Annotated in this window: 20 protein-coding genes and 1 riboswitch; of the genes, 15 read left to right on the top strand and 5 right to left on the bottom strand. The window is 36.9% G+C overall.

What is annotated here, in order from left to right:
- Positions 1-380: 380 nt before the first annotated feature.
- Positions 381-1247, top strand: coding sequence for a D-amino-acid transaminase (gene dat, locus MLD65_RS10195; RefSeq protein ID WP_243291757.1), 867 nt, complete (start codon positions 381-383; stop codon positions 1245-1247).
- 384 nt (positions 1248-1631) lie between these two features.
- Here the strand turns inward: dat and MLD65_RS10190 are convergent, their stop codons facing one another.
- Positions 1632-3458, bottom strand: a complete 1827-nt coding sequence (locus tag MLD65_RS10190) for a DNA ligase D (RefSeq protein ID WP_243291756.1) — start codon at positions 3456-3458, stop codon at positions 1632-1634.
- Between the two features lie 27 nt (positions 3459-3485).
- On the opposite strand from MLD65_RS10190, the gene MLD65_RS10185 reads away from it, so the two are divergent.
- Positions 3486-4013, top strand: coding sequence for a D-glycero-alpha-D-manno-heptose-1,7-bisphosphate 7-phosphatase (locus tag MLD65_RS10185; RefSeq protein ID WP_243291755.1), 528 nt, complete (start codon positions 3486-3488; stop codon positions 4011-4013).
- Positions 4014-4078: 65 nt separating this feature from the next.
- On the opposite strand, the gene ku is transcribed toward MLD65_RS10185, so the two are convergent.
- Entirely contained in the window at positions 4079-4927 is an 849-nt protein-coding gene (gene ku / locus MLD65_RS10180) for a non-homologous end joining protein Ku (protein WP_243291754.1), read from the bottom strand.
- Between the two features lie 472 nt (positions 4928-5399).
- Between ku and MLD65_RS10175 the strand changes: the two genes are divergently transcribed.
- From MLD65_RS10175 to MLD65_RS10150, 6 genes are all read left to right on the top strand, one after another.
- Positions 5400-5651: a biotin/lipoyl-containing protein gene (locus MLD65_RS10175; protein WP_243291753.1), complete on the top strand. Its 252-nt coding sequence runs from the start codon at positions 5400-5402 to the stop codon at positions 5649-5651.
- A 199-nt stretch (positions 5652-5850) separates the two neighbouring features.
- A complete protein-coding gene (locus tag MLD65_RS10170; protein WP_243291752.1) occupies positions 5851-7884 on the top strand; it encodes a sigma 54-interacting transcriptional regulator in 2034 nt (677 codons plus the stop codon).
- 14 nt (positions 7885-7898) lie between these two features.
- Positions 7899-8783 carry a 5-oxoprolinase subunit B family protein gene (locus tag MLD65_RS10165; protein WP_243291751.1) on the top strand — a complete coding sequence of 295 codons (885 nt, stop codon included), beginning with the start codon at positions 7899-7901 and terminating at the stop codon, positions 8781-8783.
- A 1-nt stretch (position 8784) separates the two neighbouring features.
- On the top strand, positions 8785-9765 hold the full coding sequence (locus MLD65_RS10160; protein WP_243291750.1) for a 5-oxoprolinase subunit C family protein: 981 nt from the start codon (positions 8785-8787) through the stop codon (positions 9763-9765).
- 382 nt (positions 9766-10147) lie between these two features.
- Positions 10148-12238, top strand: a complete 2091-nt coding sequence (locus MLD65_RS10155; protein ID WP_243291749.1) for a hydantoinase/oxoprolinase family protein — start codon at positions 10148-10150, stop codon at positions 12236-12238.
- Positions 12239-12269: 31 nt separating this feature from the next.
- Complete coding sequence (locus MLD65_RS10150) at positions 12270-14231, top strand: hydantoinase B/oxoprolinase family protein (protein WP_243291748.1); 1962 nt, start codon at positions 12270-12272, stop codon at positions 14229-14231.
- Between the two features lie 59 nt (positions 14232-14290).
- Here the strand turns inward: MLD65_RS10150 and MLD65_RS10145 are convergent, their stop codons facing one another.
- Entirely contained in the window at positions 14291-15055 is a 765-nt protein-coding gene (locus tag MLD65_RS10145) for an undecaprenyl-diphosphate phosphatase (RefSeq protein ID WP_243291747.1), read from the bottom strand.
- A gap of 127 nt (positions 15056-15182) precedes the next feature.
- Here MLD65_RS10145 and MLD65_RS10140 point away from each other — a divergent pair, with 127 nt between their 5' ends.
- From MLD65_RS10140 to MLD65_RS10125, 4 genes are all read left to right on the top strand, one after another.
- A complete protein-coding gene (locus tag MLD65_RS10140) occupies positions 15183-15803 on the top strand; it encodes a DedA family protein (protein ID WP_243291746.1) in 621 nt (206 codons plus the stop codon).
- Positions 15804-15927: 124 nt separating this feature from the next.
- Positions 15928-16087, top strand: a riboswitch (yybP-ykoY riboswitch).
- 33 nt (positions 16088-16120) lie between these two features.
- Complete coding sequence (locus MLD65_RS10135; protein ID WP_243291745.1) at positions 16121-16909, top strand: TerC family protein; 789 nt, start codon at positions 16121-16123, stop codon at positions 16907-16909.
- A 493-nt stretch (positions 16910-17402) separates the two neighbouring features.
- Positions 17403-18146: an RNA polymerase sigma factor SigI gene (sigI, locus tag MLD65_RS10130; RefSeq protein WP_243291744.1), complete on the top strand. Its 744-nt coding sequence runs from the start codon at positions 17403-17405 to the stop codon at positions 18144-18146.
- Complete coding sequence (locus MLD65_RS10125; protein ID WP_243291743.1) at positions 18143-19201, top strand: anti-sigma factor domain-containing protein; 1059 nt, start codon at positions 18143-18145, stop codon at positions 19199-19201. Before sigI ends, MLD65_RS10125 begins: the two co-directional genes overlap by 4 nt.
- Before the next feature lie 45 nt (positions 19202-19246).
- On the opposite strand, the gene MLD65_RS10120 is transcribed toward MLD65_RS10125, so the two are convergent.
- Positions 19247-19441 carry an alpha/beta-type small acid-soluble spore protein gene (locus MLD65_RS10120; protein WP_243291742.1) on the bottom strand — a complete coding sequence of 65 codons (195 nt, stop codon included), beginning with the start codon at positions 19439-19441 and terminating at the stop codon, positions 19247-19249.
- 109 nt (positions 19442-19550) lie between these two features.
- A complete protein-coding gene (locus MLD65_RS10115; RefSeq protein ID WP_243291741.1) occupies positions 19551-20252 on the bottom strand; it encodes a DUF1836 domain-containing protein in 702 nt (233 codons plus the stop codon).
- A 127-nt stretch (positions 20253-20379) separates the two neighbouring features.
- Between MLD65_RS10115 and MLD65_RS10110 the strand changes: the two genes are divergently transcribed.
- From MLD65_RS10110 to MLD65_RS10100, 3 genes are all read left to right on the top strand, one after another.
- Positions 20380-20559: a hypothetical protein gene (locus tag MLD65_RS10110; RefSeq protein ID WP_243291740.1), complete on the top strand. Its 180-nt coding sequence runs from the start codon at positions 20380-20382 to the stop codon at positions 20557-20559.
- A gap of 136 nt (positions 20560-20695) precedes the next feature.
- Positions 20696-22051 carry a TrkH family potassium uptake protein gene (locus MLD65_RS10105; RefSeq protein ID WP_243291739.1) on the top strand — a complete coding sequence of 452 codons (1356 nt, stop codon included), beginning with the start codon at positions 20696-20698 and terminating at the stop codon, positions 22049-22051.
- Positions 22052-22184: 133 nt separating this feature from the next.
- Positions 22185-22325, top strand: a complete 141-nt coding sequence (locus MLD65_RS10100; RefSeq protein ID WP_243291738.1) for a hypothetical protein — start codon at positions 22185-22187, stop codon at positions 22323-22325.
- Positions 22326-22415: the final 90 nt, after the last annotated feature.

Here is a 22415-nt window from a genome sequence, read left to right as displayed (position 1 = left end):
ATCCACTATACCAAAGAATGAGGTGTTTTTTGCATTTTTAGAATCATTTGTCAATAAACATTTTTTACACCAATGAACCTTAGAACCACTATGGGTGCACTAACTTTTTAAAGTGCGAAGTTTGAGTAGTAATAATTGAAATTTATTAATGTATTATTCATTCGGAAAGGAGTAGAAAGATTATAGGTATTCTTTCCTTACGGGAGGTGTCAAAAAAATGGTTGGAAAATGAATCTATCTTAAAAAATTTATAAATGAATATCATCATGTTGATGGTCAATCCGAATAAATAAAGTTAAAGTTAGGTACGGTTTCAGGGAGGTTTACGATATATAAATTGAATTATACAAAAAAACTAGACGTGGGAGAGTGCAGATAAAATGGAATATGCCATATTGAATGGAAAGTTTATCGAACGTTCAGAAGCGAAAGTTGATATTGAAGATCGAGGTTATCAATTTGGAGATGGTGTTTATGAAGTAATTCGAGTGTATAATGGAAAAATGTTCACACCAATAGAGCATCTTGATCGGTTGCTTGAAAGCGGTAAGAAGATAGACTTAAACATACCTTATACTGTAGATGAACTAAAACAGTTACTGGAAGTAATGATCATTAAAAATAAGCTGGAGCAGGGAATTGTATATATGCAATTTACAAGAGGTGTCTCGGCAAGAAACCATGAATATCCCAGAGAGCTATTGCCTGTTTTCACGGCATATACTCGTGAATTGGTAAGGCCAGTTAATAGTATGAAAAATGGTGTGAAAGCTATCTTGATTGAAGACATTCGATGGAATCGCTGTGATATAAAGAGCTTAAATCTTCTTGCCAACATCATAGCTAAGCAAAAAGCGAATGAGGCCTGTAGCTACGAAGCGATTCAACATCGAGGTTATACAATAACAGAAGGAAGCTCATCCAATATCTGGATTGTTAAAGACGGCAAGGTGCTAACCCATCCTGCGACAAATCTAATCCTTAATGGTATTACCCGTCGTATAATAAAAAATATTTGTAGAGCAAATGGGATTAAGTTCGAAGAATCAACTTTTTCACTGGAGGTCTTAAATGAAGCAGATGAAGTATTTATGTCTAATACATCTTCAGAAATTGTTCCTATAACAGAAATTGAAGGAAAAATAGTGGGGAGCGGGGCTCCTGGATTAGTTACGAAAAAACTGCAAGATCTCTTTGAAAAAGAGATTGAAAGGCAGTGCGGGAATTTGACAATTAAATTGAAATGATGTTTAATTTGATGGTGCCAAAGATCCAGGCTGTTTTGATTACAAAAAAAGAATACATCCACTAACCGACAGGCGGGAGGTTTAATGGGAAATTCTATTGAAAAGGGACTCTCTTTTTGTGTGGTATTGTTTGGAAATAAAGAACATCGCCAAAGCAGAGAGTCCCTATGAGATATTTTGTTAAAATATTAACTAATTTAAAAAGCTTGAAGAAGATTGAATAAACATTGAAATTATGGATTTGTAATGAAACTTCTTGCTTAATGCTAAATGTTTTTTGTCTTGTTATTTATTTTGAATTACGAAAACCTTCTTTTTATGAGAAATTTTCTTTTTGATATAAATTTGGTGTATTTTGATAGAGTTTGCGAAGGTTTTTAATATTCACAAATGCCGCAGTTGATCAATGATTGCTCTAACTACTTCATCTTGCCCGTTAGTAAAATATGATTTCAGCGGGCATCCGCGCGCTTTTAACCGCTTAAGGACAAATTCCATCGTATAGGTGGAAGCATCAAGCTGATCATGTACCTCATCCCAAAACAATGGAGCTGCAACAGTCCCGTTTTCATTGCCTCGAACAGAGTATGGACATATAATTGTTTTTCCACGTGCATGCTGGATATAATCAACGTACAACCGCTCTCCGCGATTCTTTTTCAATCGTTCTGACGTAAATAAATGAGGAAATTGTTCAACTAAGTATTGAGCAAAAAAAGCTGTAAACGCCCGCGTTTCATCATACGTTAATGATTCAGAGGGTAAAGGAATATGAAGTTGAATTCCTTTATTACCTGATAATTTTGGATAAGCAACAAGATTGAACCTTTCAAAACATTCCTTTAGCTCTCGAGTTGCTCGGATCGCTAAATGAAAATGGTTCCTACTCGGTGGATCTAAATCAAAGACGATTTCCTTTGGTTTTTGGTTATGAATCGTATGAAATGGAATGTGATACTCAATCGCTAATTGATTACTTAACCACATAAGTGTTGATAAATCTTCACATACGATATATTCAATGCGATCGATTTTTACGGTTTTGACAAAAGAAGGAGCGTAGTCTGGACAATTTTTTTGAAAAAATGCTTCGCCAGACAAACCGTGTGGGTAGCGAACAACGGTTAATGCGCGATTTTGTAAAAAAGGAAGCATAAATGGTGAAACGTCAGCCATATAGCCTAAATAATCGTCTTTTTTTAAATGAGTTTTTGGCCATAAGACTTTATCAAGATGTGTAAAATGGACGTCTCTATGGATATGGTTCCCGGCTATCTTTAGTTGGAAAAGTGTACATTCTTCCCATAGTGATTCCAACGCAAAAGAATGGAAAGAAGGTTCCCGTAATTGTCCTTGTGAAAACGATAAAAAATTCAATTTAATACAAATAGATGGAATGAGTTCAATAAAATGTCCGTTTTTCGTCCCGTTTTCTTTAATAATGTGCAATAACGCGTTCCGCTCTTCATCGTTCATGCCGTGTGTAAATGACCCAACCGATAGAATGTTTCCTTGATGATGAACGCCGATGTGAAAATATCCATTAGACTCATCATACCCGGTTATAAAAAAGAGTGCTGTTCGATAATTTTTTATTTTTAACCATTGCTTCGTTCTTTTCCCTTTTTCCCACGTACTATTCAGTTGTTTGGCAACGACACCTTCTCCTTCATCAGCAACGACTTTTTTCCATAACGTTTGAAAGTCACGACTCATTTCGGTTAATTGTATAAGCCCTTCTTTTTTCGGACATACATGTAATGGGAAATGAAGGACGTCAAACAGTTGCTGTAACTTTTCTTTCCGTTCAATCAGCGGTGTTTTGCTTATATCCACCCCTTTAATTGATAGAATATCGAACACGACATAATGACAAGGGAAGTCGTCCGTATGAGCACGAATTTTCTCTTTCGATTTGAGTCTACCTCGCTGTTGAATGGCTTCAAAATCGCTTTTATAACGGGAATTGAGACAGACGAGCTCGCCATCTAATAGAAGTGGCAGAAACGGTGTAAAGGATGAAAGATTTTCTTGAACAAATTGCTCAATTTCTGGAAAAGATGAAGTGATGTCATGTCCGTTTCGGCTAATGAATTTGTAGGATGTTTTTTCGAGATGAAAAAGGGCGCGAAATCCATCATATTTCGGTTCGAAAATCCACTGATTGCCTAATGGAGGTCTTGATGTTAACGTTGGAAGCATCGGTTTCATGTTATTCACCCTTAAGGAGGTTTTTTTATGAATAAAGCTGTATTTTTAGATCGAGATGGTGTCATCAATGAAGTGTTATCCGACCGTGTCAAATTTGTTAACAAGCCTGCCGATTTGTACTTGTTGGAAGGGGTAGGGGATGCCGTTCGTTTATTAAATGAACACGGCTATGACGTATTTGTTGTGACAAACCAAGGGGGGATAGCCCTCGGGTATATGAAAGAACAGCAGTTACATGAAGTACATAAAAAAATGCTACGTGAAATCGAAACGCACGGTGGAACGATAAAAGAGATTGCTTATTGCTCGCATGCACCAAAAGCCGGATGTGCCTGTCGCAAACCAGAGCCGAAGATGATTACCGATTTAGCAAATAAATATGATATTAATCTTGAAGTAAGCTATATGATTGGTGACCGAGATGTTGATATTACTGCTGGCAAAAGAGCCGGTGTGAAAACGATCTTAGTTGGGGAAGAAGATGTTCCAGAAGCAGACTATCACTTCCCGCATTTACTTGATGCAGCGAAATGGATTGCTGAACAATCGATATAAGTCCGGAAAAATACCATTTTTCGTTACTTGTGAAAATGTAGATATACATCCTTATAAGCAAACGCCTAAGCTTTTTTCCGGACAGTTTTCTTTTTCTTTTCAGTAGTTTTCGGTGCGTTTTCTTTCTTCGCAGCTTTTTCTTTTTTCTTCGTCCGTTCGATACTTGCTTGTAACGCGCTCATTAAATCGACAACATTTTGTCGTGGCGCCTCTTCCACAGCCTTGCCTTCATTTCGGTTGATCTTTTCTTCGATTTTATTTTTTAGTGCTTCCCTGTAATCATCCGTATATTTATCGGGTTCAAACGTTGTCGACAACTGGTCGATGAGCATGATCGCAGTAGATAGTTCTTTTTCATCAATTGTCGTTTGTTCAGGAAGGCTTGGAACGTTTTCGACACTTCTTACTTCATCTGGATAATGAATCGTTTCCATCACTAAACAATTGTTATACACTCGCACGACAGCTAACTGCTGTTTAGAGCGAATCGTAATCTCCGCAATGCCGATTTTTCCAGATTTAAGTAACGCTTCCCGTAATAAAGCGTATGCCTTAATCCCGTTTTCTCCCGGTCCTAAATAGTACGATCTATGATAATAAATCGGGTCAATTTCTTCTAATGAAACAAAATCTTTTATTTCGACCGTTTTATCTTCATGTTCATCTTTTAGCTCTTTTAATTCCTCATCTGTTAAAACGATAAATTTCCCTTTAACATATTCATACCCTTTTACAATATCATCATTGGAAACTGTTTCATCACAATGTGGACATTTCTTTTCGTATTGTATCGGTGTATGACAGTTACGATGTAATTGTCGCAACTTAATATCCTTATCTTCCGTTGCTGAAAATAACTTAATTGGGATATTGACTAAACCAAACCGAATCGATCCTTTCCACATCGTATGCATGCCGGACACTTCCTTCCTTGAGAAACAATAAACATAATCTTATTATCGGTTGCTAGAAAAGAAATATGATTAGAAAAAAATGACAATAGAGATACGGATTGAAAGCAGTATTCAAGTAAACATCGTCGTTTTATTGCAAAAATGAAATATCATATTTCATTTTTGCAAGAATATCCCTGAAAATTTGAATACATGTAATTGAAATTTCACCTTTGACAAAGAAAATGCAATAAATGAAATCATTGTCAGTTCAAGAAAAAAGAAGTCTTTTTATAATTATTTTTTGAAAATTTAAATATTTGGCATAAAATTTGCAAAATTAAAAGTTGATACAGGAACGGTGAAAGAAATAGTAGAAAGAAATAGAGGAGTAAAAAAAAATTAATAGATAAACCACTCCCCACGACTTGTTAATTAGCAACAAAGTTTGTGAAAACGGCCTAAAAAAAGGGTATTGTGAGGTAAGACGAATATGAGCGAATATAAAAGCGTGTTTTCACCTATACCAGGAATCATTTACCTTAAGTCGAGTCCTAAAGAAGAAATATGTGTAAAGGAAGGAGAAAAGGTTAAAGCGGGTGATATTATTGCACTTGTTGAAATCATGAAGAACTTCTACGAAGTAAAAGCGGAAAAGGATGGAACAATCGAATCATTTAAAGTGGAAAATGAAGATATTGTTGAAGTTGGACAAGAGATTGCTGTTATTAGGGTAGAGAGCTAAAAAGTAAGATGTATACACATTGATACACTTAATATACCCTTAATTAAGCGTGTCGTATTGTACGTTGCAGTTGTGTAACAAGTCATTAAATGCTTCTATTTACTCAAATTTCCTCCTTTCATTATAATAGTATCAAACATTTATTAACTACCTATGGCGTTGAACGTTTTGTTCCAGGTTATAAAAGGGGGTTACGAGCATGAAGTGGGGGGAAATATTAAAGGCGATTCCGGTGAAAATCGAAAAGAACTGTTTGATAAAAGAAGCGATACAGAAATTAATAGAAGCAAACGCTGAGATAGGGTTTGTTTATGAACAAGAAATAATAGTAGGATATATTGATTATCAGTCACTTTGTAAACAAATTGAATTAATGGGTCACCTTGAGCAAACAGTTCAATACGAAACAAATATTTTAAAGGTTCGTGACTACGCACCGATCGAATTTTATCATAACAGCGATTGTATTATAGGAGTGAACAAGGAAAATCATGTTATTGGATATACAACCGTTGTCGATGCACGTCATGAAATGAATCGTTTAATGCTTGAACATATGAATAAAAGCATTGATAGTGCTGAATTTGGAGTTATTACAACGAATAATGATTTTGAAATTATATTTATGAATGAAGTGGCCGAAAATATTCTCGGTTTGTCCCGTTCTTTTTTAATCGGTCGTAATTACAAAACATTGATAACGGTAGAAGAGGATATCCAAGAAGTGCTTATGGGGAAACGTCTTATCAGTGTGAAGAGCTCGTTTAATTTTAAGCAGATGAGTGGCCACTTTTCACCCATCTATAAAGAGGGGAAAGTGAATGGCATCGTTCATATTTTTTATCTTCAAGAACATTGGAAAGAAGCAGTGAATGAATTAGAATTTGTAAAGGAATTAAATGAAGATTTTCAGGCGATTTATTCTTCTTCAAATGAACAAATTCTAGTTGTGAATCTTAACGGTGTCATTACAAGATTAGCTGGAACTTTTTTGAAAGATTTCTGGCATGTAGATACACAAGAGCCTCTTATTGGTGCAAATGTCTATGACTTAGAAAAAGAAGGGTTCTTTACACCAAATGTTGTGAGCCAATGTATAAAAGAAGAGAAAAAAGTTAGCATCGTCCAACAAAACGCTAAAACGAAAATTTGGTCAACCGCAACACCTATTTATAAAGATGGAGAATTTCAAAAGGTAGTCGTTATTTCTCGTGATATTACAGAAGTTGATCGGTTAAAAGAAGAATTAGCAGTCGCTCAAACGAATAATCATTCTGAATCAACTCTTATGGAAAAGCCGCTTGTTTATCGCTCGAATAAGATGAAAAGCCTCGTTGGAGAAATGGGACGTATCGCCGTTGTCGACTCTACAGTTCTTCTTATAGGAGAATCGGGGGTTGGAAAGGAAGTATTTGCTCGCCATTTGCACTCATTAAGTGATAGACAAGACAAGCCATTTATGAGTGTTAACTGTGGTGCCATACCAGACAATTTATTAGAAAGTGAATTGTTTGGACATGAAAAAGGGGCGTTTACGAGTGCAGTTGAAAGGAAAGTTGGTTTGTTTGAAGCAGCAGATGGTGGAACCGTTTTACTTGATGAAATTACTGAAATGCCATTCCATATGCAAGTAAAGCTATTACGAGTCATACAAGAACGAGAAATCGTTCGAGTTGGCGGGATAAAGCCGATTAAAATTGATGTTCGAATCATTGCCGCTACAAATCGTGATTTAAAAAAGATGGTTTATGAAAAAAAGTTTCGGGAAGATTTGTATTACCGACTCCATGTTATTCCAATATTTATTCCACCACTTCGCCAACGAAAGGACGATATTATTTCTTTATCACTATATTTCTTACAGCAGCTTAACGAGAAGTATAGGAAAGAAAAAAGATTTTCAAGAGAAGCATTACAACTATTAGAAAGCTATCGTTGGCCAGGGAATGTTCGTGAACTACAAAATGTTGTTGAAAGGTTAGTCGTTACAACGAAGCAAGTCGTTATTCAGCAAAAGGATGTCTATCAAATTATTTATCAGTCTGAAATAGAGAATGAGGAATCTTTTGTATCTGTATATGGAATAATGCCGCTAAAAGATGCAGTGGATGAAGTTGAAAGCCAATTAATTAAGCAAGCGATAAATAAATATGGGACTGCAGCAAAAGCAGCAGAAGTTTTAGGAATCAGTCCATCTACGATTAGCAGACGAATGAAGAAGGTATTAAATTAAAGGAGAGAAACGAGTTGTTTACTTTTCCTGAAACACGCTTCGATCTATGTGGGGATGAATATATTTATGCAGAAATAGCGAAAGACATGAGTGCTGAAAGCAATTTTAAAGCAATTGCCATAACAAATGAATTACGAAAACGAAATATTCCTGGAATTATTGAAATCTATCCAGCAAATGCTTCATACCTTGTTCGATATAATCCTAATTTAATCTCTCCATATGATTTACTTGATTATTTACGTGAAATTGATTGTACAAAAAGCAATATTTCCGAATTAAATTTAAAAAGTAAAATGATCGAAATTCCAATTTGGTATGACGACCCGCTGACACGCGAATATGCTGAAAAATTTAAGCAAAGACACCAAAATCCTCAAGGATCAAATTTTGAATATGTCATGAAGGTAAATGGATTTCATTATAAAGAAGAGTTTATAGAGGCGCATTCAAGAATGCCATACTTAATTACAATGCTTGGATTTATCCCTGGAACAGCTTGGGGATTTCCGCTAGGACTTTCGCATGAAGAGATGATTCAAGCACCGAAATATTATAGTCCGAGAACTGATACCCCAAAGGAAGCTGTAGGTATTGGCGGCGCATTTACCGTTATCTATCCATCACGCTCATCTGGAAGTTATCAGCTTATTGGGATGTCAGCGGTGCCTGTATATGATCAAAAGAGATATTTAAAGGATTTTAATGATTCATACTTTTTAGCGAATCCTGGTAACTTGTGGAAGTATCGTTCTGTAAATGAGCAAGAATTCTATCAAATTCGTGAGAAAGTAAAAGAGGGTTCTTATCAATATAAATCAAAAACCATTGATTTTTCAGCTGAAGAATACGTTCAAAAGAAAAGACAATATATTCAAGAATTAATGGAGGGATTTTAATGTGTTTGAAGTTTTAGATGGTGGATTTCATACATCGATTCAAGATATGGGGCGATATGGCTATTACCATTTAGGGGTACCACCTTCAGGAGCTAGTGACAAATACTCGTTTCAACTAGGAAACTTGTTATTAGGAAACCCTGTTGATAGTGCAGCGCTAGAAGTCATGTTATTAGGGCCAAAAATTCAATTTCACAAAAGAACTGTGATTGTCGTTACGGGTGCACCAGCTGATGTCTATTTAAATAACCATTTAATCCCGATGTGGGAAACAGTAGCCGTAAAAGAAGGAGACATTTTAGCGTTTTCGTCTACAAAAGATGGTGTTTGTACATACCTTTGTATTTCAGGAGGGATTACAATACCGAAAATGTTAGGGAGCCGTTCAGCCTATGTTTTCAGTGAGTTTGAAGGTCTCCTTGGCCGCAAAGTTAAAGAGGGAGATGTAATCGAATACAGCGAGCCATTACCTGGTGTTTTTAAACATGTTGGAAAACACATTCCACTAGATAAGATTCCTCACTTTCAAAGAAATGTTGATGTTCGTGTCGTCATGGGATTAACAAGTGAAAGAGTTAGTGATTATGGGGTGAAAAGCTTTTTAAATCATGAATGGGAAGTTTTAATGGAATCAAACCGGGTAGCTTATCGACTGAAAGGAGCTGTCATCGACTACAATCATTTTGAGCCACCATTTGGATCTGGAAAAAGCTCCGCTAATATTGTTGACATTGCTTACCCAATTGGCTCAATTTTAGTTCCTAATAATGAAGAGATTATCGTTTTATTAAATGATGCAACAGGTGGAGGAGGGTATGTAACAATTGGCACTGTCATCAGTCCAGACTTAAGTATCCTTTCACAAGCAAGACCAAAGTCCGTTATACGTTTTCATGCAGTTACAGTAAATCAAGCGATTCAAATACGTATTAATAAACAAATCCAAATAAAAAAAATGGTAGAAGAACTAAATATTTTATGAAACTAAAAGATGCTAAGATTTTAGCACGAAAAATAGTTTGAAAATTAATAAGATTTAATATTTTTGTTGGAACTTAAAGGAGGTGGTGATCATAGGAAAGGGAATAATGCTAGATTTAAGAATATCCGAATAGGAGATGAACGTACAGATGGCCAATATTATTTCTCCAAAAAGTACTACGAATGAGGAAGTGATAAGGAGATAGGCAAGAAAGAAGATGATACGTTTAAAAAGTGTCTGGGTATCCCCAGATAGTACGAGTATTGGTCGTTATAACGGATGGAGGGTGATATCACAGAGATGAGTGAATCGAATAGGTAGATTCAAAGAGTTTATATTCATAAATAAGAATATAATTATATTTTAAATTGGAGGCGGTTTTATGAGCAAGTATCGTGTAGCAGTTGATGTTGGAGGTACTTTTACAGATGTATTTGTTTTTAATGAACAAACAGGAGAAATTTTTGTAACAAAGACTTCTTCAACACCGTCAAATCCGGAAAAAGGGATTATAAACGGAATAGAAAAAGCGGGCATTACCGGTGATGAAATTGCGATGTTTTCACATGGGACAACAGTTGGAACAAATGCCTTAATTGAACGGAAACTACCGAAAACAGCCTTAATTACAACGAAAGGCTTTCGAGATGTCCCGGAAATTCGTCGCGGAACAAAATTGGATTTATGGGATGCATACAACGATGTGGCGCCGCCATATATCCGTCGTAGAGATCGTTTTGAAGTCGATGAGCGTATTGATTATTCAGGTAAGCTTATAAAGGCTGTTGATGAAGCTGAAGTACGAGTGCTTGCAAAAAAGTTAAAAAAGCGTAACGTTGAATCGATTGCCGTTTGTTTCATGAATGCATATGTAAATGCAGTGAATGAAGCAAAGGTAAAAGAAATTTTACAAGAGGAACTACCAAATGTTTATATTTGTACATCAAGTGATACATTACCTGAAATTTTTGAGCATGAACGGATGAGTACAACAATTGTTAATGCGGTATTAGGGCCGACCGTAAGCAACTACATTAAAGTTCTCGAGGAAGAAATGAAAGCAAAAGGGTATGATGACGATATTTTAGTCCTTCATTCCGGTGGCGGTGTCATGACGTCCGAAACGGTTCCGCGTTACGCAGCGCGTCTTGCAAGCTCGGGAATTGCTGCCGGAGCCATCGCGAGTAAATATATTGCCAATCTATGCGGATTCAAAAATGCAATCGGGCTTGATATGGGAGGAACAAGTACGGATATCTCATTAATGTATGACGGCGACTTACGGATTACAAAAGATTGGTATATTGAGTATGGTTATCCAATTGGCTTCCCAAGCATTGAAATTTTAACAATTGGTGCAGGGGGAGGAAGTTTAGCATGGATTGATGAAGGTGGCTCGTTGCGAAATGGACCGCAAAGTGCTGGAGCAGAGCCAGGGCCTGCTTGTTATCGCCGAGGCGGAGAGGAGCCGACGAATACAGATGCTAATTTAGTGCTTGGGCGATTAAATACCGAGCTGTTAGACGGACAAATGAAATTAGACAAAGAAGCTTCGAAAAAGGTCATTGAGGAAAATATTGCAAATCGTTTTGACTATAACATGTATGAAGCAGCAAATGCCATTTTAAAAGTTGCCAATGCAAATATGTGTGATGCCCTTCGATTAATTTCGGTTCGTCGCGGTTATGACCCGCGTGAATTTGCCCTTGTCGCTCTAGGTGGAGCTGGTGCCCTCCATTGTGCAGATTTAGCAAAGGAAATGGGTATTCCAAATGTCATTGTTCCGGCACATCCTGGAGTCGCGGCTGCAATGGGGTGTTTATTAGTTGATGTCCGTCATGATGTAACGAAAACATATGTAGTGAATGTGGAACATCTATCGAAGAATGAACTTGAAAATGAGTTTATCAGTATGGAAAAGGAAGCGGTTTCTTTATTAGAAGAAGAGGGAATTGCGACAGAAAATATGAATTTAATTCGTTATGTCGACATGCGCTATGTTGGACAATGGAGAACTTTATCTGTTCCAGTAGGCAGACCGATTCACTCGTTAGAAGACGCACTTGAACAATTCCATGCAGAACATGAACGGGAATTTGCCTTTTCCGACCGTGAAAAAGGCATCGAAATTTATGGATTGCGTGTTGAGGCAATCGGAACGGTTCCAAAGCCAAATCTTCCGAAAGAAAAGCCTACAGGTACATTAGAAGATGCGCTAAAAGAACAGCGAGAGGTATATTTTGAAGAAGCAGGAGGATTTGTTGAGACAGCGATTTATGATCGTAAAAAGATTCCTGTTGGCTCTGAATTCATGGGCCCGGCCATTGTCGAACAGTTAGATTCCACCATCGTTGTGCCGCCGAAATGTAAAGTGAAAGTAGATGACTATAAAAACCTTATTATGTCATTTCATGTTCCAAGCGGAACACAACATACTCAAGAAGAAAAAAATGCTGTTTCGGTAAATGAATAATGATACGAAATTAAATAAAGAGGTGAACAGTATGAGTAAAGTATTTGAAAGTAAACTTGATCCAGTTACCTTTGAAGTATTAAAAAACGGTTTTGTTAATTTAGTTGACCAAATGTCAGAGCAAATTTTAAGAACGTGCTATTCTTTTGTTATTTATAATCGAGACTTCAGCTCTTGTTTATGCGATGCAAAGGGAAATACCGTCATGCAAGGAACACAGGATATTTCAGTTCATGTAGGCACCTTGCATTTAACGGCAAAAGCAGTGATCGAAGATTTTCGTGATGATATACATCCTGGTGATGTGTTTTTAATTAATGATCCGTATCGTGGGGGTACACATTTTAATGATACAAGAATTGTCCGGCCGGTTTTTTATGAAGGAAAATTGATTGCCTTTATGCAGTCAAATGGTCACTGGTCTGATATGGGAGGCTCTGTTCCCGGCTCCTTCGATGTCAACTCAAAAGACCATTACGGAGAAGGGCTTCGCATTCCACCACTTCGTGTTTGGAGTAAAGGTCATTATTTACACGATGTTGCCAATATGCTTGTAGGGAATATGCGCGTTCCTGAAGAAAGATTAGGAGATTTACGAGCGCAAGCGGAAGCAACAAAAGTAGGCGAGCAGCAGCTCATACATCTCGTTGAAAAATACGGGCTGGATACCGTTTTAACAGCCTTCGAAGAAGTGCAGGATTATGTTGAACGTCTAACAAAAGCAAAAGTAAAAGAACTGCCAAACGGTGTTTGGGAAACAACAGATTATATTGATATGGACCCAGAAGAAGGCGATGGGCTTATTCCAATCCACGTTAAAATGACGATTGATGATGATCAAATTTATTATGACTTAGCAGGATCACATCCTTATATTGGCTGCTTTTTAAATTCAGCTTTTGGGTCTTCGATGTCAGCCGCCTATGCCGGTACAAAAACATTTTTCCCAGATGTGCCGTTAAATTCAGGGTTTTATCGTGTTGTCTGTGTAGAACTTCCAGAAAATTCAGTCGTCAATGCACCGTGGCCTGTTGCGGTAACAGGTTTTTGTTCAGGTGCTTATGAAAAAATAATGAATGCTTGTTTTGAGTTATGGTCTCATGTAATGCCTGAGCGGGCTTTGGCCTGTTCGTTTAATTTAGAATACTTGCTAATTGGCGGCTGGGATAAACGAAAAGGGTATGATAATTACTTTATGTGGTATGACTGGATGGCAGGAGGTCATGGTGGCCGTAGCGATAGAGATGGTGCGAATGCCCTTTCACCGGTGTTCGGGGTGGGCTTAAGCATCCAGCCTTGTGAAGGTCAAGAAAGACTATCGCCTGTTGTGACAACAAACCATGAAATTGTAACAGATTCAGGGGGACCCGGAAAGTATCGAGGCGGCTGCGGTGTTGAAAAAGGAGGAGTTCTTACGAATGCACGAGATACCGTTATGTCTTATTGCTGTGACCGCTCTCGTTCGGTAACATGGGGCATTTTCGGTGGATTACCGTCTTCTCCTCACGGTGCATGGTTAAATAAAGGAAAAGAAGATGAAGCGTTTTTAGGGGCTATTTTTTCCAATGTGAAAATTAAAGAGGGAGATTCCTTTACAAGACCTTCAGCCGGTGGCGGTGGACTAGGAGATCCGCTTGAGCGAGATCCGAAAGCTGTGCTCGAGGATGTAATTGACGGCTATGTTTCCATTGAACGTGCGGAAAAAGATTACGGTGTAGTTATTCAAGAAATTGATCGTGAGTTAGACCTTTTTGAAATTGATGAGGATGCGACGATCGAAGCACGCAAGTACATTCAACAACATCGCAGACAATGGTTAAATGAAGAGATTGATGTTGTTTATCATAAGTATAAGCAAGGAGAAATTGATCAATTGGATTTAATTCGTCGCTATGGTGTGATTGTTGATTTTGCGAGTGGCGAAGTGTTAAAAAAATCGACAGAACAATATCGTAACATGATGAAAAAGCGGTCAATGGCCTATTGGAAATAAAATAAAAAAAGATTTGGCATGATCGCCAAATCTTTTTTTTGGGATGATTCATTATACATTTACTGAAAGAGTAATAGAAGAATCCCTAATCCCCACACATACAAAGAAAAAATCTTTAGTGAATATTTTTTAACAAAGGCGATCATCCATTTAACGGCAATATAACCGAAAATGGCGGACGACAATGTAGCAAAAAATAATGACATAAAAGAAATTTGTTGGACGTGTCCATTAAATAGTTCAAGTGATTGTATGGTGATAGCTCCAAATATCGCTGGGATAGAGAGTAAAAAAGAGAAATACGCGGCAGTTTCCTTCTCAATTTTTCGAAATAATGCACCGGCAATGGTGAGTCCTGAACGGGAGGCGGCAGGGAATATCGCAAGAGCTTGAAAGCAACCGATAATAAAGGAATCGAGCCATGAAATATGTTCAAGTCGTTTAGAGCCGTTTTTGGCCGAATCAGCAAACCATAAAAAGGCCCCTGTCATGAGAAATTCCCATCCGATCGTCTCTCCTGTTTTAGAAATTTCGTCAAAAAAATCCGAGAATAACAATCCAACAATGACGGCAGGAATTGTCCCGATTATTAATAAAAACGTTAATTTACTAAAAGGGTTTCTTACTATTGAAAACAAGACTTCTTTATAAAAAACGATGAGAGCTAAAAATGTACCAATATGCAGCATCGTATCTAAAAATAAACCAGCTTCTTGAAGGCCTACGAGCATCCGCCCAATATATAAGTGCCCTGTACTACTAATTGGTAAAAATTCGGTCATCCCTTGAATGAACCCTAATATAATCGCTTGCATCCAATCCATGTTTGACACTCCTCGTATCGCCTAGTTTCGAAATGACAAGGTATAATTAAACGTATGAAGAACAATTGGAATTAGAACTGCTCGTCAAACATATCTTGTACTATAACGAACGTGTGAGGAGACATAGATGGAAAGTTTGTTTCAGGCGATGCTCGGTTGGTTTAAGGATCTGTCATATGTCGGTGTGATGATTGCATTAACGTTTGAATTTGTTCCTGGTGAAATCGTATTGCCTTTAGTTGGGTACTGGGTTTATAAAGGAGAAATGTCCATGTTTTGGGCGGTCATTGCCGGTACAATTGGGGGAACAACAGGACCTTTAACCTTTTATGCACTAGGTTATTTTGCTGGACGACCCTTTCTTGAAAAGTATGGAAAATATATGTTTCTTTCACAAAAAAGCTTGGCAAAATCCGAGATGTTTTTCGAAAAGCACGGTGCATTTGTTGCGTTTACCGGCCGTTTTATACCCGGGGTTCGCACGGCTATTTCATTGCCTTGTGGAATAGCCAAAATGAACGTGGGAACCTTTACATTGTATACTTTTTTAGCGATGATTCCGATTACGTACTTGTACATTTATTTAGGCTATATGCTTGGAGGGAATGTAAAACAAGTTCAACAATTTTTAAACATATGGTTTTTCCCGTTCGCTCTACTGGCCTTTTGTTTATATTTATTTATATTTTTTTACAGGCGGAACCATCAAATTCGTTCGATCACCATACAAGATTTTTTGAAAAAATAAAGTCATCAAACCTTCTGTAAATAAGGATAATGTTCCCAAAACAGCCAAAAATGAATAAAATGTATGTTTGTCTCTTGACGGTTCCTCTAAAACTCATATACAATTAAATTAACAAAATTATCGGCTTTCGGTAAAAGGGGAGTAGCGTTCAGAGTACTTACTCTGAAAACAAAGTCGTCATTTCATGGAGAATTCTCCATCGGCTTTGTTGGCATGAAACCATGTCTAGCAAGACCTTTGCCCATACGTGGCAAAGGTCTTTTTGTTTTGTCTTCTGCCATGTTGGGCAACGAGCCAGTATATGAAGGAGGATAAGGATGGACGTAAGCTTATTACTAGAATACAGTTGGGTATTGCTCATTTTAATTGGTTTAGAAGGGATTTTAGCTGCCGATAACGCATTAGTCATGGCAGTGATGGTGAAGCATTTGCCGGAAGAAAAGCGGAAAAAAGCACTATTCTATGGGTTAGCAGGTGCTTTTGTATTCCGAATCACTTCTCTTTTTGTCATTTCATTACTCGTAAATATATGGCAAATACAAGCGCTTGGTGCCATTTACTTAATCTTTATTTCGATTCATCATATCGCAAAGAAATGGCTACTTAAAAATAAACCGAAAGAAAAACCAAAAAAAGAAAAGAAAACGAGCGGCTTTTGGATGACCGTATTGAAAGTGGAATTGGCAGATATCGCATTTGCGATTGATTCTATTTTAGCTGCCGTAGCATTAGCTGTTACATTGCCAGAAACTCCGTTACCGAATATAGGAGATATGGACGGAGGACAATTTATTGTCGTATTTCTTGGCGGTTTTATCGGTGTGGTCTTAATGAGATTTGCTGCAACGGCGTTTGTTAAACTCATAAAGAAGCGCCCAAATATAGAGACAGCAGCGTTTTTCATCGTAGGTTGGGTTGGAGTTAAGCTTGCACTTCATACGTTAGCCCACCCTGAAATAGCCGTTATCTCAGAACACTTTATTCATTCTGCGACGTGGAAGCTCATCTTCTGGGGTGTATTATTAGCCATTGGAGCATTCGGTTGGATTTTTTCAAAAGAAAAACGTCAAGAGGAACAATCAAACGCATATCGAAAAGCTGAATAATGCGTAAAAAGGGGCTGTCCGATTCGCCCGAAATCTAAAAAGGTAGACCCAAAGAATGTTGATTTTACAGCATTCTTTGGGTCTTAATTTTGGAGTGCTTTTTTAAGAAAGAGTATAAAACTTCGCACATAGTTTTTTGTGTCTTGCGAAAGTCACCTCCCCCTCAAGTTCAAAAACGTGACGTTGTAAAAGGTACTTTTTGTCGTAAAAACGTTTTTGCCCGACGTGAGCAAGGTGCTTGCACTTTTCTTGATTTGTAATGGAAATGTAAAAAATTTGGCTGTATCCCCCAATAAAAAGAAAGATCGTACGAATGATGTGATAGAACTGGCCAGTTCAACATCAAAATAGCATGAAAAATAATAAAAGCTTGTCTTTTTTTCGTAACATTGCTGACAACGTCACCTCTGTTTTTTAATTCTCCCTTTGCGAGTTTTGTAGAAATTCGCTATGATTATCGAAGGATGATAGGGAGGAGTAGGGGTGAAACCATTTGTTAAGCCTTTTGTTTAAAATAAAAAAGGAAAAATCGCTAGAACAACTTGTGCATGAAATACAAAAAGGCGACCTCGAATTACAAAATGAGCTGATTGAAAAATATAAACCTTTTATTGCCAAATCCGTGTCTTCCGTATGTAAACGATATATAGATGAACGAGATGATGAATTTAGCATCGGCTTAATTGCTTTCAATGAAGCGGTTGAAAAATACTCAGCGGATAAAGGGAGCTCATTGTTATCATTTGCCGAATTAATCATAAAGAGAAAAGTTATTGATTATATTCGAAAAGAGGCGCGAGCAAGTCGAACGATTCAGTGGGATCCAGTGATGGCCGAGGATGAAGAGGCTCCTCAAAGTAAAGTTGAAGCTGATTTGTCCATCGAAGAATATGAGAAATTGTTAGAGCAGGAACAAAGAAAAGAGGAAATATTATTTTTTCGTGCGGTATTAAAGGAGTTTAAGTTGTCTCTTGAAGAATTGATTGAGCAATCCCCAAAGCATGTAGATGCACGTCAAAATGCTATCAATGTCGCAAAAGTGTTAGTCGAAGATGAAGAATTGAAGCAGTTTTTGCTTCAAAAGAAAAGGTTACCCGTCAAACAACTCGAAAAAAAAGTGTCCGTTAGCCGCAAGACGATAGAGAGAAATCGAAAATATATCATGTCCATGGCTATTATTTTATCAGGTGATTACGTCTATTTGAAAGATTATATTAAAGGGGTGCTAACGTCTTGAAAAAAGGGGTCGTCATAGAGGTCAATGAACGGTTTGTTACATTATTAACCCCTGACGGCCAATTCGTCAAAACAAATAACGTCAGGGGATCGTATGCACTGGGGGAGGAAATCTCGTTTCCAAATGAGTTGTCAAGAATACAAAGAAAAGCGTCTATACCACGTTTTAATGGACGTATTGCCTTAGCTTTAGCAGTTGTTATGCTACTTGTCTTAAGTATCCCGATTTTCCAAAAAGAGGATGTATATGCGTATATGACGATTGATATCAATCCGAGCTTTGAGCTTGAAATCGATTCAGATTTACTCGTCACAGACATTAAACCGTTGAATAAGGATGCAAAACAAATTGTAAAAGAGCTTTCGGATTGGAAGAATCGCTCAATTCAAGCTGTAACCGATAAAATTATATCGGTTACAGAGAATGAAGGTTACTTAAAGAAAAATCAAGAAATTATGATTGCTACGATTATTAATAGTAAAGAAAAGAAATCGGATGAAAAGCTCGAAAAAGAGTTAAACGAAATGAAAAAAACGTATCATGATAAAGAAATTAAGATCGAAACGATTAAATCTGATATCGAAACTAGGAAAAAGGCGGAAAACAAAGGGATTTCAACAGGGAAGTACATAGAGAAGGAAACGAAGGTACAACCTAAAGAGGACAACAACAAAGAAAAAGCTAATACTCAACAACAACGCGCTCTAAACCAAAAAGAGACTATGAAAAAAGAAGTGCAGACGGATCGTGGAGAACTAAACGAAGAGAAAGAAATTCAAAATGAGACAAAAACACCTCGAGGGCAATTGAAAAAAGAAGAAAATCAATTAAATAAGAAAGAGAAAAAAGAAGAAAAACAATTAAGACAAAAAGAGAAAAAAGAAGAAAAACGATTAATGCGGGAACAGAAAAAAGAATTAAGGCAACAAATGAAAGAGCAAAGAAAAGAAGAAAAGCAAATCAAGAAACAAGAGAAAAAAGAAGCTCATGAAGAACGGAAAAACAAAAAAGATGAACAACGTAAATGGAATAAACATCAAGATAAAGATAAGTAATACTAAAAAATTTGAAAGCGCCAGTATTGGCGCTTTTTTCCATATTTATGATTTTGAATTATTCAATTGTGCTTGTGCTTGAGCAACAAGCCTTTTCGTCATTTCCCCACCGACAGAGCCATTTGCTCTTGAAACGGTATTAGAACCTAAATGAACGCCGAATTCTTGGGCAATCTCTGCTTTAAATTGATCTAATGCTTGTTCAACTCCAGGCACAAGCAATTTGTTCCGATTTGCCATACGATTCATCTCCTTACCTTCATTACAACGTATAAAAACGTTGTAATGTTAGTATTGAGCCGATGCTTGATTCCATTCATGTAAATTATCCCACTCTTAAATGAAGTTTTCACTTTATGGTACATGATTGCAACCCTTCAGCGTATCGTATCGTTCTTAATTGAAAGTGGGAAGAGACGACCGATAATATGGTGATCACGAGAATTTGGGCTATTTCTTGTATTTGGTCTTCATTTAAATAATGTTCCCTTCGTAACAATCGAGTAACCTCTTTTTCAATTCGTGATTCAAGTGGAAATTCGTTCGATTGAGCCCATGTAATTTGTCCGACATTTTCTAATGCTTCAGCATACAATTGATAAAAACGTAACGGACTCATTAAATCGTCACTACGGTCTGATAATGTATTAAATACTTTCATTAACATAAAACGAATCGTTTCAAAATCAAATACAGCTTTTAAATCTTTAACGATAAATAAAAGGGCAGCCTGTTCAATTGAATATTTTTTACCGAGTTCAGGCGAACCGATAATTTCTTTAATATCACGCTTAATCCAGTTTTGAATTAAAGTAGACTTTAACGATGTTAACTCACAAATATTAGCTAGTGTGACAATCTCAACTGTGGAAAGTCCGAAATCCTTCTTATTTTTTTTCTTCTCAAATCTATGTATGAATTCTGGAATATCTTCATCCTCTACGAAAGGAACGTGCTGTTTAATGATTTCGGTTGGAGTTGAATGAATGCCTTGTAAAGATAATAATAATTGAGACATCGCTATTCGCTTTAATTGAATTTTTCCCATCATACACCTCAAATGTCCTCTCTTTTCCATTATTATAATATAAGTTCACATGAACTTAAAATGTAGAGAGTTGTCTTTGTGGATAACAAGCACCTTTCACGCTCATCATAAGAGAAGGAGGTGATATGAAATGGCGCATGAAAATGGAAAGCGCTTATATCGTGAACAGTCAAATGATCCAATTTTTGTTATGAAAACACCTTTAGATCCAAAGTCTCCGTTAGATCAAAACCCTTATGCAGAGAAGATTGCACAAGACGAAATAAAAAAAGAGGAGTTAGAGGAGTTTTTTGATGATGGTGCTAATTAAGGGGAACTTCCCCTTATTTTTTCTGTCAAAAATGATTCCTTTTAGAAAAATGAAAAAATACCTTTTAAATTTCTACGTTTTTCTTTATGATTAATACCGTACGTATTAGAACAACACGATTAGGGATTGAATTGATATGATAGTACATTTTAAAAAACGATTATATTCTTTATCACCGCCAAAATTAATTGTGACGTTTTACTTTTTAGCCGTCACCGTATCATTTTTATTACTAAGCTTACCATTTGCTAGAAAGCCTGGGGTAGAATGGTCATTCATCGATGCCTTCTTTACAGCTGTAAGTGCTGTAAGTGTGACGGGCTTAACCGTTGTCAATACGGCCGATACGTTTAGCGTAGCCGGCACATTCATTTTAGCGTTTGTCCTTCAAATTGGTGGTATTGGGGTTATGACGCTCGGAACCTTTATTTGGATTTTATTCGGAAAAAAAATTGGATTGCAAGAACGAAGATTAATTATGCTTGATCAGAATCAATCAAAGCTTTCTGGTCTTGTTAATTTATTGCGTCAAATATTAGTACTGATTTTAACGATTGAGTTCGTCGGGGCCGTTATTTTAAGTATTTATTATTTGAATTATTTTCCAAGTTGGCAAGAAGCGTTTTTACAAGGTTTTTTTGCTTCTGTCAGCGCCACGACTAACGCTGGATTTGATATTACGGGGTCGTCTCTTGTCCCTTTTGCTAATGACTATTTTGTTCAAATTGTGAATATCGTTTTACTTACACTTGGAGCGATAGGTTTTCCAGTATTAATTGAAGTGAAAAACTATTTCAAATCAAAGCAGGAGCACAATCAATATCGTTTTTCTCTTTACACAAAATTAACATCGGTGACATATTTCGGACTCCTCATATTTGGCACGATTAGCATACTGATTTTAGAATATAACAAATTTTTCGCTACTAAATCGTGGCATGAATCGTATTTCTATGCTTTATTTCAAGCAGCCACTACGAGAAGTGCAGGTCTCTCTACTATGGATGTTAACTTATTTAGTGAACCGACCTTGCTATTATTATGCTTTTTAATGTTTATCGGTGCCTCGCCAAGCTCAGTTGGTGGAGGTATTCGGACAACAACGTTTGCAATCGTTTTACTGACTATGTTCCATTTTGCGCGCGGATCTCGTACGGTTAAGGTTTTCCGCCGGGAATTGCATCAAGAAGATATGATTAAAGCATTAGTCGTTACATTAGTAGCCTTTTTTTTATGGTTTACAGCCATTGTCATATTAACGATTACGGAACCGTTTCAGCTAATGGAAATTTTGTTTGAAGTAAGCTCGGCCTTTGGTACGGTCGGACTCTCAATGGGGATTACGCCTGACTTAACGACATTTGGGAAAATTGTCATTATGACTTTGATGTTTATCGGAAGAATTGGAATTTTATCTTTCCTCTATTTACTTGGAAGGCGTGAAATAGAAGCTAATTACCACTACCCGAAAGAAAGAGTGATCATAGGATAAGCGTGTCTCAAAAATGGGGACACGCTTTTCTTTTTGGATGAACGAGTCAGGTGAATGAAGTTTCACTTTATGCTAAAAGATAAATAAGATAGCATTTCAATCATTGAATGAATAGTAAAGGAGGTTGTATAGGATGAAAAAGAAAGACGATGAACCGGTTTTATTAAACGAGGAGTGGGATACAGATGCCTCTGCGAGCGACAATGAATCATTTGAAATCGAAATGATGCTGGATGAGTCAGTAAAAACAAAAGAAAGAAAAGAAACGTATTGAGCGAACATTTACTTCCTTTCTTATTGGAACCAAATCCTAATGGCTTTTCTCGTTAGTTCATCTAAAGTAAAAAATGAGAGGATGACTCAT

It is taken from the genome of Bacillus sp. FJAT-47783 (assembly GCF_022808615.1).
Taxonomy (GTDB): Bacteria; Bacillota; Bacilli; order Bacillales; family Aeribacillaceae; genus Bacillus_BZ.
Note: the sequence above shows the minus strand (reverse complement) of the source record. Positions and strands in the feature narration are given on the sequence as shown.

Excerpts from the sequence above, each read along its gene's own strand:
- MLD65_RS10140 (WP_243291746.1), top strand. The coding sequence starts at position 15,183 with ATGGAAAGTTTGTTTCAGGCGATGCTCGGTTGGTTTAAGGATCTGTCA.
- dat (WP_243291757.1), top strand. The coding sequence starts at position 381 with ATGGAATATGCCATATTGAATGGAAAGTTTATCGAACGTTCAGAAGCG.
- MLD65_RS10110 (WP_243291740.1), top strand. The coding sequence starts at position 20,380 with ATGGCGCATGAAAATGGAAAGCGCTTATATCGTGAACAGTCAAATGAT.
- MLD65_RS10185 (WP_243291755.1), top strand. The coding sequence starts at position 3,486 with ATGAATAAAGCTGTATTTTTAGATCGAGATGGTGTCATCAATGAAGTG.
- MLD65_RS10100 (WP_243291738.1), top strand. The coding sequence starts at position 22,185 with ATGAAAAAGAAAGACGATGAACCGGTTTTATTAAACGAGGAGTGGGAT.
- ku (WP_243291754.1), bottom strand. The coding sequence starts at position 4,927 with ATGCATACGATGTGGAAAGGATCGATTCGGTTTGGTTTAGTCAATATC.
- MLD65_RS10115 (WP_243291741.1), bottom strand. The coding sequence starts at position 20,252 with ATGATGGGAAAAATTCAATTAAAGCGAATAGCGATGTCTCAATTATTA.
- MLD65_RS10190 (WP_243291756.1), bottom strand. The coding sequence starts at position 3,458 with ATGAAACCGATGCTTCCAACGTTAACATCAAGACCTCCATTAGGCAAT.
- MLD65_RS10105 (WP_243291739.1), top strand. The coding sequence starts at position 20,696 with ATGATAGTACATTTTAAAAAACGATTATATTCTTTATCACCGCCAAAA.
- MLD65_RS10135 (WP_243291745.1), top strand. The coding sequence starts at position 16,121 with ATGGACGTAAGCTTATTACTAGAATACAGTTGGGTATTGCTCATTTTA.
- MLD65_RS10150 (WP_243291748.1), top strand. The coding sequence starts at position 12,270 with ATGAGTAAAGTATTTGAAAGTAAACTTGATCCAGTTACCTTTGAAGTA.
- MLD65_RS10155 (WP_243291749.1), top strand. The coding sequence starts at position 10,148 with ATGAGCAAGTATCGTGTAGCAGTTGATGTTGGAGGTACTTTTACAGAT.
- MLD65_RS10170 (WP_243291752.1), top strand. The coding sequence starts at position 5,851 with ATGAAGTGGGGGGAAATATTAAAGGCGATTCCGGTGAAAATCGAAAAG.
- MLD65_RS10145 (WP_243291747.1), bottom strand. The coding sequence starts at position 15,055 with ATGGATTGGATGCAAGCGATTATATTAGGGTTCATTCAAGGGATGACC.
- MLD65_RS10120 (WP_243291742.1), bottom strand. The coding sequence starts at position 19,441 with ATGGCAAATCGGAACAAATTGCTTGTGCCTGGAGTTGAACAAGCATTA.
- MLD65_RS10175 (WP_243291753.1), top strand. The coding sequence starts at position 5,400 with ATGAGCGAATATAAAAGCGTGTTTTCACCTATACCAGGAATCATTTAC.